A 15,581-nucleotide genomic window follows, 5' to 3' on the forward strand; every position below is an offset into this window, starting at 1 on the left:
TCCTGAATTTTTAGTTTACAAGAATAAGATTTTTATAAATCGTAGAAAAAGAGATGTACCTGTACATAGGGAGAGGGGAACCAAAAGAAATGAGAAAAAAGGTAATGATGCTCACAATTGCGGCATCCATTGGAATGGGGACAGCTTTTGGTGGACTATCGATAAAAACAGAAGCAGCCTCCATCTCCAAACTAAAAGGTGATCAAAGTAAAATTCAAGAGAAACGCTCCGATGTAAAATCCGGGTTAAATGAAGCGAACGAAAAGATTAATTCGATAAAAGACCAGCAGGCAGAAGTAAAAAGTGATATGAAACGGATTGATTTTGCAATCGGTGATACCACGACCAAAATGAATGAGAAAACGGCTAAGATAGAAGAAACAAGAGCAGAGATTGCGAAGCTCCAGGAAGAAACGAAGATTATCATGGAGCGGATTGAAAAACGTAATGTGCTGTTGAAGGACCGTGCGCGCAGTTATCAGGAAACTGGCGGGATGGTCAATTACATTGATGTGTTAATGGGTTCATCGAGCTTTAGCGATTTCATTGACCGGGCAAACGCTGTCGCAACGATCATGCAAGCGGATCAGGATATCTTAAAACAGCATGAGGCTGACAAGAAGCAGCTTGAGTTAAACAAGGCACAGGTCGAAAAAGACCTTGCGGGACTTGAAAAGATGCTCGCAGACTTAGAAAAAATGAAGCAGCAATTGGCTGCTCAAAAGGCGGAAAAAGATAAACTACTAGCGAACTTAGTCAATCAAGAGCAAGAAGAACATGAACATGCAATGGATTTGCAAGAACAAGAGCAAATCCTTGCGGCACAAGAGAATGCAATTCAAATGTCAATTAAACTAGAACAAGATCGCCAGGCTAAGGCGGCGGCAGCGGCAGCTGCTGCTGCGGCGGCTGCTAAGGCTACTAAGGCTCAAGGTAATGCATCAACTAGCGGCGGAGGTGGAGGTGCTTCAGCTGCACCTCCGGTTTCTGGCGGAAGCTTCACAAGACCGACTTCAGGTGTTATTACCTCGGGGTTTGGCGGACGCGGCGGGGCATTCCACTATGGCGTTGATATCGCCAAAGCCGGCACGGTACCAATTGTTGCGGCAGCAGATGGAGTAGTATATGTCTCACATTACTCAAGTAGTTATGGAAACGTAGTCTATATTTTGCATAATATTAATGGTCAAACCTATACAACCGTTTATGCCCATATGCAAACAAGAATGGTTGGAGAAGGTACAACAGTGAGCAAAGGACAGCAGATTGGCATTATGGGGAATACCGGTGATTCTCATGGCCAGCACTTACACTTTGAACTCTATCAAGGGCGATGGGCCTATCATTCAGCCATCAATCCAATGGGGATCGTACCACTATAAAAAATGTTGGAGAAGCTGTTGCTTCTCTTTTTTTTGTGCATATGTTTCAATCATAACTCGTCCACTCCTCACATATAAGTTAATAAGCGGGCAGGAATTTGGGCCTTTTTAGAAAAAATTGAGCTGACAGGCATTTTTAAACTTGAGGAGGATTCGGATGAATCGAAAATGGATCGCCCTGTTGATGACGGGTTCGCTGCTTACTGGCGCGGGGGGCACCTATGCTGGAATGAAATTTCTTAATCGGACGGAAGCAGCCCCTAAACTTGAAGAGAAGGCCGCCCCCAAAGAACAAGCTATTAATTCCGAAGAAAATACAGAAGACCTTGACAAAGTGGCGCAGGCCTACGATATGATCCTAAGACGCTATGTGGAAAAAGTGGATCAGGAGCAGCTGGTTGAAGGGGCGATTCAAGGGATGCTCTCCGTTCTAAAGGATCCATATTCCGTTTATATGGACAAGGAAACGGCCAGGCAATTCACGCAAACATTGGAATCGTCCTTTGAAGGCATCGGTGCCGAGGTCGGTATGGTTGATGGGAAAATTGTAATTGTCTCTCCTTTTAAAAATTCTCCAGCTGAAAAAGCAGGCATCAAACCAAATGATCAAATTTTAAAAGTAGACGGGCATAGTGTGGAGGGTCTCGACCTCAATAAGGCAACCATTAAAATTCGTGGAAAAAAAGGCACGACCGTTAATTTAGAAATTGCCAGGAAGGGTTTAAAAGATCCTTTAACCATTGATGTAAAGCGGGATGAGATTCCACTTGAGACAGTTCATGCTTCCGTTAAAAAGCATGATGGCAAGAAGGTTGGCTATATTGAGATTACCTCTTTTTCACAAGATACAGCGGCAGATTTTAAAAAGGAATTAAAAGCGTTGGAAAACGATGATATCAAAGGCTTGATTCTTGATGTGCGCGGCAATCCCGGCGGATTTTTAGATAGTGTTGGTGATATTTTAAAAGAATTTGTCCCGAAGGATAAGCCGTATGTGCAGATTGAAGGGCGTAACGGAAAAAAAGAACGGTACTTCTCTACCATTTCCGAGAAAAAGGATTATCCTGTCCTTGTGCTGGTCGACAAAGGCAGTGCTTCCGCCTCAGAAATATTAGCGGGATCCCTGAAAGAGGCGACCGGATATCAACTAGTGGGTGAAACCACGTTTGGCAAAGGAACGGTACAGCAGCCAATGCCAATGGGAGACGGCAGCAATATTAAGCTTACGTTGGCCAAGTGGCTAACTCCCGATGGGCATTGGATTCATAAAAAAGGAATCAAACCGGATGTAGCAATTAAACAGCCGGCAATCTTTGCCTCCCATCCGATTCAAGTCAAGAAGCCGCTCGTAGAGGATATGAACAATGAGCAGATTAAAAATGCCCAAGAAATTTTAGCTGGCTTAGGATTTGCGCCTGGACGGAAGGACGGATACTTTACTGCCCAAACTAAAATGGCCGTGAAGGGCTTCCAGCAGCAAAATAACCTGGAACCAACTGGAAAAATCGATGTCAAAACCGCTGCCAAGCTAGAGGAAGCCGTCGTCAAAGAAGTAAAAAAAGAGAAGAACGATTTGCAGCTGCAAATGGCATTGAAATTGATCACGAAGTAATCAAAAAGCAGAGGCTGCGGCCTCTGTTTTTATTTTGATTTCAGCAAAATGGGGGGGGGCGGAAATATTGTCTAGTTTGGCGGAATTATTGGGAATTTCCGCGGAAATAGTTTTTAAGTTGGCGGAAATAAGCCAAGCTTTCGCGGAATTTCAACAAATGTTGGCGGAATTCCCTCCTAACCACATCATCAAAACCCACATTGTTACGACATTTTAAATATTTCTAGAAACTAGCAATATGTTTTACAGTGTAAATTTGGTAAAATAATCTTTAAGGACTTTTACATGATAGATTACTAGAAATATAAATAGAGGCAGGTGACAGGAAATGGTGCAAATATGGCTTGTAGAGCTACTTAAAGGGACAGGCAAGTTATTTCTTCATCCTGTTTTATACTATCTTCTTTTCCTTTCAGCGCTTTTAGGTGTGTTGAGAGTGAAACGGGAACGGAAAAATTTCCATGTGCGGGCGCATGATGCCTATTTTGAGCTGCGGCAGTTATTCCCACTGGGAATGATCATTGGGCTTATCCTTTCATTTGTGGTAGTTGCAGCAGGGATCACCGTACCATTTGCTGCTATCCTTCTTATAGCTGGATTTACGCTGTTGTGGTCACTAACGACCAATATACGGTTAGTGTCACCGGCCTACACGGTTGGGGCTGCCTTTTTCGCGGTTATTTTAATCGCTGAAAATAACTTGTCGATTCCGCTTTTTTCAAAGTCGTTCCAATCTATAAGTGATAAGGTGTATCCTTCGATTGTTGTGGTTATGGGCTTATTGATAATAGCAGAAGGTATCCTCATTTTTAAAAATGGTGCTAAAGGAACATCGCCTAAAATTACAAAAAGTAAACGCGGCCAAAGTGTTGGTGCACATGAAGTAAAACGTTTTTGGATGATGCCGTTATTTTTACTGATCCCAGGGAATGCACTTCAGCTTCCATTTGAATGGTGGCCGGTCTTCCATTTAGGCGCAAACGAGTATTCTTTGATTCTTGTTCCCTTTGCGATAGGCTTTCAGCAGCAGGTCAAAGGAATGCTTCCGGCAAAAGCAATCCATCTGCACGGTCGGAGGGTAATGACTCTTGGTGTGTTCATCGCACTCATTTCGATCGCAAGTTATTGGTACCCACTTGTTTCCATCGTGGCCGCTGCTTTGGCAGTTATTGGCCGTGAATTCTTAGCCTTATTGGCTTATATGAAGGATGAGAGCCTGCCGCCTTATTTTTCAAGAAAAAATCAAGGGGTCATGATTATTGGCGTCATTCCTGAATCACCCGCAAGTAAAATGGGGCTTCAGGTGGGAGAATTGATTGCGAAAGCCAATGGTGTATTGGTACGTGACGAAAATACCTTCTACGAGGCACTGCAAAAAAACCGTGCCCACTGCAAGCTCGAGGTCTTCGATACCAAGGGCGAGATCCGCTTCGTCCAACGCGCCCTCTACGAAGGTGACCACCACGAACTCGGCGTTCTCTTTGTCCAGGACGCGAGAAAATATGACGAAAAGGGTGCCTGATGTAATTTTTCATTAACTGCCAAAATAGAGTCATAAATAACCGGAATGAATTTCATAATTCACTGGAATTGAGTCATATTTTAACGGAATATTCTCCATAATTTACCGGAATAATAATTAAAGTTTACAGCGAGAGATTGAATCTCTCGCTATTTTATTAGTGTAGAATATTATGTAAGTTAATCATTCTATAGATCATCTACTACCAGTACCACCACCTTTTGAATGTGAAAGTTTATCCGGTTATATACAACGTGTTGCGTTAAGTAATGGTTATTATTATGCCAATTGGATTTAGTCTCTTGGTGATATAAATAAGAATCTTAAAACAAAATTAGAAATTGAGAAAGATTTATATAAACTTGCTAATTTACTTGTGAAATACAATAAATTCACAAGCAGGGTAACGTAAAGACCCATCATCCCCCCTTTTTCAACTGAAATTTGGAAAACACCATGTAAAAAGGTAAAATAAATGACAATCATATTTCACAAGGATTTCACATTTGTGTTTTATACTCCATTCATGTACGAGGTTACTCCACAAAGGAGTGAAAATCAAAATTGATAAGGGTGGAAACGATGAAACATAAATCATTACTGATGCTATTTGTAGTATCTATCATGGTGATTGCCGCGGGATGCGGAACCAGTAAGGAAAAAGACACTAGCAGCCAAAATCAACAGCCACCGGAAATGATTGACGTTGGATTAAAAATCAATCCGGAAAATCCACAGCCAAATAAAGAGGTAACATTTAGTGCAACGGTAACCCAAGGCAAAGAGAAAGTGGACAATGCTGATGAAGTAACGTTTGAGATTTGGAAGGACGGACAGGAAGAACACGATAAGATTCAAGGGGAGCATAAAGGTGATGGCGTCTACTCCATTACAAAAAGCTTTCCGGAAGCAGGAAAGTATTTTGTGATTTCGCACGTAACAGCTCGAGATATGCACAATATGCCGCAAAAGGAATTTACCGTCGGGGATGCAAATGCTGCCGATGACCAAGCCGAGAACACCGAACATCATGAAGAAGGCCATAATTCCGATCACCACGATCACCATGACGCGGCGGGCGTATCCATGCATTTTATGGCTGCCAAAGATTTAATAGCTAATGCAAAAACAACCTTAACCTTACATCTGCAAAAGGATAATTCTGCTTTAACTAGTGCAAGAGTAAGATTTGAAGTTTGGAAGGACAATGAGGAAAAACATGAATTTATCGAAACGAAGGAAAATAAGTCAGGAGAATATACAGCAGAGACTACTTTCCCAACCACTGGAGAATACACGGTCAAAGTCCATGTAGAAAAGGGCGAGATTCATACACATGAGGAAAACACTATAACTGTCCACTAAACGTTTACGCCTGATTTCAACATCAGGCGTATTTCCCATTAATGAAAAAGCACTGATTTTTTCAACAATGAGAGGGGGATTAGATGAAAAAAGTCGGTCCATTTTTACTTATCTTATTTCTTTTAGCAGGCTGTCAAACAGAGAAACTTTCAGTCCCTCAATCAATGAAAGACATCCTTGTTATTTCTAATTTGAAAAAGCAGGAGATTTCCTTTGTTGATCTACAAACAGGCAAATTAACCGCAAACGACTTAAACTTTCGTATTACTTCAATGGAAAAAATCAATCCTAATACGATTATTCTGGCGGGGGAAAACGAAGATTCACTTTATCGACTGCAATTAAAGGAGGGGTCGCTTACTAAATCAGTACAGACCGGTAAAGGTGTTAATGAGATGTTATACCGGCCGAAGGACCACCTGCTCTATTTTTCAAATGGTTTGAAAAATACGGTTGGATTCTATGACGTTCAAAAGGGCAAAGTTACAGATGAAGTAAAAACAGGTAAATTTCCGAATTCGATGGCACTTAACGAAAATAAGAATTTATTATATGTTGTAAACGTAAAAGGTGCATCAATCTCTGTCATCGATATTAACACAAAGAAAGAACTTGCTCATTTTCCTATCGTTGAGCGGCCAGAGGGGATCTTTTTTGATGGCAAATATGTTTGGGTTGGCGGCCACGGGCCATACGGGTCTTTGAACGATAATATTTATGTGTACGATCCGGAAACGGGAAAAGAAGTAGATCGGGTCAAAGTTGGGGTAATGCCGGTTGGATTTTACGGGGACGCGTCAAATTCATATGTGTATGCGATTTGCCACGGCTCCAGCAGCGTATATAAAATAGATATTAAGAACAGGTCCACCAGCAAGCCGCTGAAGGTTGGCGCCAATCCGAATGATATTATTGGTGACAAGCACAGGATTTATGTTACAAGTTTGGATGGTGACTCGCTTTCCATTATTGACCGCACGGCTTTTATTAAAAGTAAGCAAATCCTGATAAAAAACGGACCACATATGATGGTTCTAGGTGATGAAAATGAGTAAATATAAAGTTTTAATAGCTGATGATGAAGAGCAGATGCTGATGCTGGTTGGGTCCTATTTGGAAAAAGAAGGCTACGAGACGGTTACTGCTGTGGATGGGATAGAAGTGTTGGCACAGTGGGAACAAGGGGCGTTTGATTTGGTAATTTTGGACATCATGATGCCGAAAATGGACGGCTTTACGGTGTGTGAAAAAATTCGCGAGGTCTCAAAGGTCCCGATTATCATGCTGACGGCAAAGAGCGCGGAGCTGGATCGGATTCATGGTTTAAAAATCGGTGCCGATGATTACATAGTGAAACCGTTCAGCCCAAAAGAATTAGTCGCCCGCGTAGAGGCATTGCTAAGAAGGTCTAATGATTTTAAACCAGGGCAGAACGTACTGGAACTAGGGGATCTGTCAATTGATTTGGAAGGACATACCGCCAAAGTCCAAGGAAAAAGAATAAATTTGACGCGTAAAGAATTTAGTTTACTGGAGTTTTTTTTCAATCATAATGGACAAGTTTTTTCCCGGGAGCAGTTGCTCGACCATGTGTGGGGACTGGAGAGTACAGGAACATTACGAACCGTTGATACTCATATTAAAACATTAAGAATTAAGCTTGGTTCAGCAGGTCATTTGATTAAAACGGTGTGGGGAGTGGGGTACAAATTCAAAGACTAAACCTTGGGTTAAAGCAGAAAATTTGGACGACCATTACCATCGTAGCCGTAATTGCGATTGTGTTTGGAACGGGATTAACCTACTATTTGTATGAGAAATTTTATGTAGAAAAACAAAAAGAAATCTTGATTATGCAAGGGGAAGAGCTTCGGAAATTTTATTATAAAGAGTTGAACAAGGCAGAGTTTAAAAAACGGGTACAATGGACAGATGCCAGCTCTGATGCCAAGGTGATTTTTACTGAAGACCCGATGCTGTTAAGCGCGGGGATTCCTTATGATGAATTGGCCGAAAACAATTTAATTACGTTTGATGAAAGACAGCGGCTGCTCGCGGGGAAAAAGGTTATTTTCATTCGCGAGCATCCACGATTCCATCAGGATATTTTGGCGGTTACGATTCCATTATTGAAAAAAGACCAACTAACAGGGGCACTGTTTCTTTATATGCCGCTTGCTGATATTTACGAACCGTTTAAGTCAATTCGCATTGTGCTCGCGGTTTCGTTAGTATTGCTTTTATCGCTTGTAGTCTGGATGGGGCATAAAATGACAAACAGGCTGATTAAACCATTAAAAGAGATGGAAACCATTTCGCGAAAAATGTCCCAAGGTGATTTTTCCAAAAGAATCGAGGCCCGACAAACAGATGAAGTCGGGAATCTCGCCGCCTCTTTTAATACTCTTGCCTCTTCATTGGAAGCCGTCGATCAAAAGCGGAGGGAGTTTTTGCAAAATGTTTCCCATGAATTACGGACACCGCTTAGCTATATGAAAGGATACACGGAGGCCATTCTCGACGGTGTGGCAAGGGATCGGGAGGCTTCTCTAAAATATGTTTCGATTATACATAACGAAACGGAAAGGTTGCAGCGGCTCGTTCATGATTTGCTGGATCTGGCGCAGTTGGAGGGTGACTCGTATCCGATGAAGGATGAACCGCTGCCGTTTGCCCAGCTAATTTCGGAGGTGGCCGATCGGTTTGAATTGTCTGCTCAACAAAAAGCGATTCAACTGGTGCGGAATCTGTATGATGAGATTATTGTCAATGGTGACTCTGATCGGCTTGAGCAGGTGGTCAGCAATCTGCTTGATAATGCGATACGGTATGCGCCTAAGGGTAAGCCAATCAGAATTATTTTAACGGAGGAAGGGCCCTTTGCCGTGTTGATGATTCAAGATTTTGGACCTGGCATCTCTAAGGAGGACTTGCCAAAGGTCGTAGAACGTTTCTATCGCGTCGATCGGGCCCGTTCGCGAAAAGAGGGCGGAACCGGGCTGGGCCTCGCGATTGTTTTTCAGATTGTTAAAAAACATTACGGGGAATTAAATATTGAATCTGAGGAAGGCGGCGGTACAACGGTTGTTGTGAAACTGCCTTTATTTGAATAATTCCGTAAAAGGGCAGTAAGGTTAATACTTTACTGCTATTTTGTTGTCAATTCGTTTATTGGAAACACGTTTCATGGTGTCAGGCACAAAATGGAAGAAATATTAAATAAAAATAAAAATCCTCCTAGGCGGGTGCATCGTCTAAGTGTTTATGGCATTTTGTTAATGATGTATGTAAAGGCAGTGTGATTATTAATTACTTTTAATTACTACTCAAAACAAGGTGCATAGATTCTAATATTTTCACATAATTGTTACGCTGTGGTTTTAGTATTAACGAGGAGTTAAGATGTGTACGGTTATTACCATTAATAGAATGATTCTTCTGCTTATTTTTTGTATTAGATGAAATGAACTCCAAAAAAAATTTAATAAACTTCACTCTTTTCTCACATTTAGGTGTTATAAAATAATTGTTGCCAACAAACAGGCTACAGTCTTTTAATCAATTAAAATGAAACTATTGGTGGGGGTTTAGAAGTGGGAAAAGGTAATTATAATCGATTTTGGAGATGGCATTTTTATGCAGCAATATTTATTTCACCATTGCTGATTACATTAACGTTTAGTGGAATTGGCTATTTATTCTATACTAATGTAGAAAATAATACTTACAATCATTTGTTTTTTGAAGACAGTGCCAAAACACAAAAATTAACCATTGATGAGGGAATAGAAAAAGCAGAGGTACAATACAAAGACTACTCTGTCTCGAAGGTTATATTATTGGAACATCCGTATAATACTCGCTTAACGATGAAAAATAAAGATGGCGATCAAAAATATGTCTTTTTAGATAAGAATTATCAAATAGTCGGTAGTCAAAATGCGAAATATACATTTTCTAATGTTATGCGAGAAACACATAGTTCACTTTTAATAGGTGGGACAGTTGTAAATTATTTAGTTGAACTAGCTGCATGTTGGGCCATTTTTTTAATGTTTTCTGGAATTTACATGACATTTAAGGGAAAAGCATTGAAGAAGAAGAAGAATCCAACGAAACGACAAAAAAATAAAAAATGGCATTCTTTGTTAGGGACAATTATTACACTTCCTATGATTATCATCATTTTTACCGGTTTACCTTGGTCAGCATTTATGGGCAATTTTATATACTCAGCAGCTCAAGAACATCCTTCAATTGGATATCCAACATTAACACAGCAGCCTCCTACATCGGATATGAGTGAAATTCCATGGGCTACTCGTAAAAATGAGGCACCAACATCTACTCATTGGCATGAACATCATGAAGATATGGCTACAATGCCAGGAATGTCATCTAACAGCACTATGTTAAGTGTTCAAGAATTAATGAATAAGGTTGAGAAAGAGCACATTTCGAAACCATATTCAATTATTTATCCAACAAGTGAAGACGGCGTTTTTACTGTATCTAAAGGAAGTAATACTGGTGTAACAGGCTTAGATGTTAGCCCGTATGATGAAGTAACAACATATTTTGATCTATATAGTGGGAATTTGATTTCGAAGGTAGGCTTTGAGGATTACGGCATTTTAGCAAAATGGTTTACATGGGGTATTCCATTACATGAAGGTCATTTATTTGGATGGCCCAATAAGTTAATTAACTTAGCGGTTTGTCTTGCTTTCCTATTCGTTATTTTTTGGGGATTTAAAACGTGGCTATCTCGCAAAAGAGAAAGTTCATTTTCAGTTCCACCAAAAACATCAAGCAGAATATCGATTGGATTCATTGCCTTCATGGTAATATTAGGATTGGCAATGCCATTATTTGGTCTTTCTTTGATTTTAGTAGCTATTCTTGAAGGAAGTTTTTATTTTATCAATAGACGAAAAAAGTGTCTTAATTAATAGTATAGAAAACTCGGTCAAGCCCCTAAAAAATGGAAACAGAAACAATTCGACAAAAACGGAATTTTACCGTTGATTTTTGAAAGTTGCAACCCCGCTTCGCTTGGTGGCCTTCACCTGGAAGAACAGAATTGATTCTATTCTTCCAGGTGAAGGAAAAGGTGCCAGCGCTAAAACAGTGTTCATTTGTGGTAATGAACTTAAACTTAATATTATTCTTTCCGGCAATAATGAAAATTCGATTAATAAGCTTTGATTGAGTTTTTACAATTCCGGAGAAAAATGAATAAAACAGCATACAAAAGATTGTAAAGTCAATATATCGTTCCGGAAGTTAATGAAAAATTACACCTGACACCCTTTCTAAGATCACCACTTAGTCTATATTGGCTATGTGGTTTTTTTATTTTCTCCATGGAATTAATCCTCCTTACTGCTTAAAAGATAAAATCGTTGACAGTGGGGAGGAAATGTAATATTATTATCTCGGATTAAGAATATCATAATTCATAATAGCAGAATCCGAGATTTTATCATAAGGTGGTGCAGGGCATGGGTTTTTTGGATAAATTATTTGGGAAAACAGTTGAGGAGGAAACGACAATGACAAAATTAAACATTGGTATTATTTTAGGTAGTACACGTCAAGGACGGGTAAGTCCACAAGTAGGAGAATGGGTAAAAGGGATTGCTGACAAACGTGGGGATGCAAATTACGAAATCGTTGATATTGCAGATTTCAATTTACCATTCTTAGGTACAACTGACGGTTCTGAACCAGGCATCGCAGCATGGAACCAAAAACTTGCTAACTTAGATGGTTTCGTATTCATTGTACAAGAATACAACCACAGCATTACAGGCGCATTAAAAAATGCCCTTGATTTTGCACGTGAAGTATGGAATGACAAAGCTGCTGGGATCGTAAGCTATGGTTCAACCGGCGGTGCTCGTGCTGCAGAACACTTACGAGGAATTTGTGGAGAATTGAAAATTGCCGATGTTCGCACACATCCAACATTGTCTTTATTCACAGATTTTGAAAACGGAAGTGACTTCAAACCTGCTGAATTGCATCTGACAAATGTAAATGCAATGCTTGGCGAAGTGGTTGCATGGAGCGGTGCATTAAAAACAATTAGATAATGTTATAAGAAAAGAGGGGATGAGCACTCATCCCCTCTTTTCTATAATTTCCGGTATTTTTTCAATGAAAAGATATTAAGCAGGATGAATACACCAGCGAATACGACTAATGCCAGAAGATCCCCGCCAATCTCACTAAAACTATACCCCTTATACATGACGCCCCTTAAGGCATCGCCTGCATAATACATTGGAAACACCTTTGCAATCACCTGCAGCCAATCGGCCATTCCCTCAAGTGGGAAAATCCCCGCGAAAAATACTTGCGGAATAACCGCAATCGGAATAAATTGCATCATTTGAAACTCGGAAGCGGCAAACGTCGATAACAATATTCCCAGTGATAATGCCACCAATGCTAACAGCAAATTAATCAGAAGGACATTCCATATCGAGCCAACGAGCACGATATCTAATACAGTGATCGAATAAAAAACAACAATAATCGTTTGCACCACCGCAAATAGGCCATAGCCGACCAAATAGGCGCTGACAATTTCTCCTCTTCGAATCGGGGTAGATAATAGCCGTTCTAACGTCCCGGTCGTCCGCTCGCGTAGTAAACCAATTCCAGAAATGATAAAAACAAAGAAGAAGACAAAGAAACCGACTAAAATAGGGCTTAATACATCAAAAAACACCGTGTCTTTGTTTCCATACACATAGTTTGGTTCAATCTTTTTTGGCAGCATTCCTGCTAATGCCGGATTTTGCTGGATGAGTTTGCCTTCCGCAAGGGCTGAAACCATTTGGTTGACTTTCGCTTGCAACCCCTTGGCAGAACTAGGATCGTCATTCTGAAGCGTTAATTTCATTTGGCCATTTTCCTGCTGCAGCAATCCATTAAGATCGTCGTCCACTACAGTGTTTTTCGTTACTGTGTCATATTCCTTTACCTTTATGTCCGCCTCTTTGAAGGCTTTTACAAGACTGGAATCAACCCCAACAACGCCTATGGTCGGTTTCACGGTATTGCCATTAAATAAGAAGTACATTAGGGTCAAAATTAATAAAGGAGCCACAAACATTAAGGCCAACGTACGTTTATCACGAAGCATTTGCTGTATAATCCTTTTGATTAGCGCCGATGTTCTCATGGCCGTTTCACCCCTGCTTTCAGGAATACCTCATCGAAATCGTCTGTTTCGTATAACGCCTTTAATTCACTTGGAGTGCCGCTCGTTAAGATGCGGCCGTCCCGAACCATGGCGACATAATCACATTTAACGGCCTCATCCATGACATGTGTGGTGACGATAATGGTTTTGTCTTCTTCATTTTTCAGACGTAAAAATTCCTTCCAAATCGATAATTTCAATTCCGGATCAATTCCCACTGTTGGTTCATCTAAAATTAATACCTTTGGGTCTTGGATAAGGGCAATGGCCAAGGATAAACGCCGTTTCATACCGCCTGAATAGGCTGCTACCCGCTTCTTTAGGTCATCTGTCAGGTTGACTAAGTTAGCAACGTAAGCAATCCGCTTTTTTTGTTCGCCTTTACTTAACCTGTAGAGTGAAGCAAAAAATTTCAAGTTTTCTTCCCCTGTTAACTCTACATACAAGGCATCGGATTGTGCCATATAACCAATTTCCTGAAGTAGGCCAAGATTCGGCATCCTTTCCCCTAAAACATGGATCGAGCCTGTATCGGCCTTTTCCATGCCGACAATCATTTTGACAAGCGTTGTTTTTCCAGCACCTGAAGGGCCGATTAACCCAAATAATTGGCCTTTCGGGATGGTTAAATTGACATCATTCAAAACAGGCTTCTTCCCAAAGCTTTTATTGACTTCCTCTACTCTAATGGTTGGATTCACATGAAAGCCCCCTCTAATTCACGCGGTTAATGAACAGCGTGTTGACCATCTTTCTACCCTAATAGTAAAATGGCCAGTCATAAATTACAATGAACAATTGGTGTAAAATGTAAGATGGTGCCTGACACCGATTTTTGCGGAAAATTTTTGTATATTTGGAAGGCCAACCGTTAAACATAAAGTGGAAAATTTACCATTTACGAAAGGTGGTTGAGCCATGTTGATGAGCTTGTTGCAAGGTTTTACGGTTCAAAATTTTGAAATTCTTACGATTGAAGGAGCTGCGGCCATCGTGTTCTATTTCACGGTGTATTCGTTTTTTGGCTGGCTGCTTGAAAATAGTTACAGCTTCTTCACTAAGCGGGAATTTTTCAAAGAAAATTTTCTATATGGCCCCTTTAAACCGATGTACGGCTTTGCCCCGGTACTGTTGGTTTATTTGATTTCCCCCGAAACAAATGGGCTCATGATGATCCTATTATGCTTTTTCATTCCAACACTAGTGGAATATGTAAGTGGGGCGATGCTCCAAAAATTTTTTCATAAACAATGGTGGGATTATTCGGGTACACCGATGCAGCTGCATGGCCATATTTGTCTGCCCTTCTCCATTTGCTGGGTTTTCTTGTCCCTTGCAGTTGTAAAATGGATTCATCCGGCAATTGCTTCCATGTATGGGGTCATAGAACCTTATTGGGCATGGGTTTGGTCAGCCGCCGGGCTATATTTCCTTGCCGACCTCGTTTTAGCGGTACGGAGGCATTCGCTGCAGAACTTTCTTTCAGATGAACCGACTAACCCCATTCAGTAGGATATTTAGCCCTCATGAGGGGTTCATGAGGGCTAAAATTGGGGCAGCCCGTTTGACATAATTCGCATGAACCGACATATACTTTAAAGTTAGTAAAAGGATCTTTCTCTAAAAATGCAGTATATAGCAGAGGGAGGGAAGATAGTGCATGTTCGATGATTTTTGGCTCCAAGGTCAATTGTTGTGGAACACCCCTTTATTAGCTGGTTTTATTATGGCGGGTGTGCTATACGGTTTCTTATTGGTGAACTTTACAAAAGGAAAAATTCATCCTAAACAACCTATCCTTTTTTTCCTCGGCTTGGGTTTACTCTATATAACGGTCGGCAGTCCTTTATCCACCATCAGTCATCTCTCGTTCAGTTTGCACATGATCCAAATGAGTATGCTATATTTCATCATTCCACCGCTACTTCTGTTAGGAATGCGGGACTCCTGGCTCACTAAGAGCACACGAATAAACAAAATTTTCCTCCCCCCTCCCGCTGCACTATACACCTTTGCAATCCTGTTCCTGCTGTACCATATGGGAGTCATTTTAACCTTTCTTTCGCAGCATTCGAATGTTCATAATAGCTATTTGCTCGTTCTGCTGTACACCTCCTTTAGTATGTGGCGACCCATTGTAAACGGGCAGAATGAACGCTATGCCATGTTGAGCGGGCTGTTATTGCTGCCTGCTTGTATTCTATTTATCTTTAATGCTAGCCTGGGCGAGGTGAATAACCCTCTGCTTGCGCAAATGACCGCAACACTTTGCTTTACACCCTCTGAATTTAGTTCTTTCAATCTACTTCCAGCACCGTTCAACACCAGACTTGACCAAATGATGGCGGGATTTCTCATGCTCGGAATGCATAAATTTGCGCTCATTGTGACCGTGCGCCTCGGGAAAAAAGTACAGATGCATGACTGGGGGAGGGATGGTTAACAAACCGTTCCTCCCTTTTCTGTAAATGGATTTTTGCATGA

The 15,581-nt window shown here is 40.8% G+C and carries 13 protein-coding genes; 11 read left to right on the top strand and 2 right to left on the bottom strand.

What is annotated here, in order from left to right; genetic code table 11:
* Positions 1-89: 89 nt before the first annotated feature.
* The 9 genes from BABA_RS01795 (at position 90) to BABA_RS01840 (ending at position 11,979) form a co-directional block, all read left to right on the top strand.
* Complete coding sequence (locus BABA_RS01795; RefSeq protein ID WP_007083408.1) at positions 90-1,382, top strand: murein hydrolase activator EnvC family protein; 1,293 nt, start codon at positions 90-92, stop codon at positions 1,380-1,382.
* 157 nt (positions 1,383-1,539) lie between these two features.
* Entirely contained in the window at positions 1,540-2,994 is a 1,455-nt protein-coding gene (locus tag BABA_RS01800) for a S41 family peptidase (RefSeq protein ID WP_007083409.1), read from the top strand.
* Positions 2,995-3,322: 328 nt separating this feature from the next.
* On the top strand, positions 3,323-4,516 hold the full coding sequence (locus BABA_RS01805; protein WP_007083410.1) for a PDZ domain-containing protein: 1,194 nt from the start codon (positions 3,323-3,325) through the stop codon (positions 4,514-4,516).
* A 582-nt stretch (positions 4,517-5,098) separates the two neighbouring features.
* On the top strand, positions 5,099-5,881 hold the full coding sequence (locus BABA_RS01815; RefSeq protein WP_007083411.1) for a FixH family protein: 783 nt from the start codon (positions 5,099-5,101) through the stop codon (positions 5,879-5,881).
* 83 nt (positions 5,882-5,964) lie between these two features.
* Positions 5,965-6,936 carry a YncE family protein gene (locus tag BABA_RS01820; RefSeq protein WP_007083412.1) on the top strand — a complete coding sequence of 324 codons (972 nt, stop codon included), beginning with the start codon at positions 5,965-5,967 and terminating at the stop codon, positions 6,934-6,936.
* The gene (locus tag BABA_RS01825) at positions 6,929-7,603 is read left to right on the top strand and encodes a response regulator transcription factor (protein WP_040344891.1); all 675 of its coding nucleotides are present in this window, start codon (positions 6,929-6,931) and stop codon (positions 7,601-7,603) included. The genes BABA_RS01820 and BABA_RS01825 overlap by 8 nt, the downstream gene beginning before the upstream one ends.
* Positions 7,573-8,994 carry a sensor histidine kinase gene (locus BABA_RS01830; RefSeq protein ID WP_007083414.1) on the top strand — a complete coding sequence of 474 codons (1,422 nt, stop codon included), beginning with the start codon at positions 7,573-7,575 and terminating at the stop codon, positions 8,992-8,994. Before BABA_RS01825 ends, BABA_RS01830 begins: the two co-directional genes overlap by 31 nt.
* A gap of 480 nt (positions 8,995-9,474) precedes the next feature.
* Complete coding sequence (locus BABA_RS01835; protein ID WP_007083415.1) at positions 9,475-10,833, top strand: PepSY-associated TM helix domain-containing protein; 1,359 nt, start codon at positions 9,475-9,477, stop codon at positions 10,831-10,833.
* Positions 10,834-11,385: 552 nt separating this feature from the next.
* A complete protein-coding gene (locus tag BABA_RS01840; RefSeq protein ID WP_007083416.1) occupies positions 11,386-11,979 on the top strand; it encodes an NADPH-dependent FMN reductase in 594 nt (197 codons plus the stop codon).
* Between the two features lie 41 nt (positions 11,980-12,020).
* On the opposite strand, the gene BABA_RS01845 is transcribed toward BABA_RS01840, so the two are convergent.
* Both BABA_RS01845 and BABA_RS01850 read right to left on the bottom strand, forming a co-directional pair.
* On the bottom strand, positions 12,021-13,076 hold the full coding sequence (locus tag BABA_RS01845) for an ABC transporter permease (RefSeq protein WP_007083417.1): 1,056 nt from the start codon (positions 13,074-13,076) through the stop codon (positions 12,021-12,023).
* Entirely contained in the window at positions 13,073-13,798 is a 726-nt protein-coding gene (locus BABA_RS01850; protein WP_007083418.1) for an ABC transporter ATP-binding protein, read from the bottom strand. The genes BABA_RS01845 and BABA_RS01850 overlap by 4 nt, the downstream gene beginning before the upstream one ends.
* Positions 13,799-14,015: 217 nt before the next feature.
* Here BABA_RS01850 and BABA_RS01855 point away from each other — a divergent pair, with 217 nt between their 5' ends.
* Together BABA_RS01855 and BABA_RS01860 are read left to right on the top strand one after the other, a co-directional pair.
* Positions 14,016-14,609: a putative ABC transporter permease gene (locus BABA_RS01855; RefSeq protein ID WP_007083419.1), complete on the top strand. Its 594-nt coding sequence runs from the start codon at positions 14,016-14,018 to the stop codon at positions 14,607-14,609.
* Between the two features lie 148 nt (positions 14,610-14,757).
* Positions 14,758-15,540, top strand: coding sequence for a cytochrome c oxidase assembly protein (locus BABA_RS01860; RefSeq protein WP_007083420.1), 783 nt, complete (start codon positions 14,758-14,760; stop codon positions 15,538-15,540).
* Positions 15,541-15,581: the final 41 nt, after the last annotated feature.

This window comes from Neobacillus bataviensis LMG 21833, assembly GCF_000307875.1.
Taxonomy (GTDB): Bacteria; Bacillota; Bacilli; order Bacillales; family Cytobacillaceae; genus Neobacillus; species Neobacillus bataviensis.

Coding starts and splice junctions, on each gene's coding strand:
- BABA_RS01795 (WP_007083408.1), top strand. CDS start 90: ATGAGAAAAAAGGTAATGATGCTCACAATTGCGGCATCCATTGGAATG.
- BABA_RS01800 (WP_007083409.1), top strand. CDS start 1,540: ATGAATCGAAAATGGATCGCCCTGTTGATGACGGGTTCGCTGCTTACT.
- BABA_RS01805 (WP_007083410.1), top strand. CDS start 3,323: ATGGTGCAAATATGGCTTGTAGAGCTACTTAAAGGGACAGGCAAGTTA.
- BABA_RS01815 (WP_007083411.1), top strand. CDS start 5,099: ATGAAACATAAATCATTACTGATGCTATTTGTAGTATCTATCATGGTG.
- BABA_RS01820 (WP_007083412.1), top strand. CDS start 5,965: ATGAAAAAAGTCGGTCCATTTTTACTTATCTTATTTCTTTTAGCAGGC.
- BABA_RS01825 (WP_040344891.1), top strand. CDS start 6,929: ATGAGTAAATATAAAGTTTTAATAGCTGATGATGAAGAGCAGATGCTG.
- BABA_RS01840 (WP_007083416.1), top strand. CDS start 11,386: ATGGGTTTTTTGGATAAATTATTTGGGAAAACAGTTGAGGAGGAAACG.
- BABA_RS01845 (WP_007083417.1), bottom strand. CDS start 13,076: ATGAGAACATCGGCGCTAATCAAAAGGATTATACAGCAAATGCTTCGT.
- BABA_RS01855 (WP_007083419.1), top strand. CDS start 14,016: ATGTTGATGAGCTTGTTGCAAGGTTTTACGGTTCAAAATTTTGAAATT.
- BABA_RS01860 (WP_007083420.1), top strand. CDS start 14,758: ATGTTCGATGATTTTTGGCTCCAAGGTCAATTGTTGTGGAACACCCCT.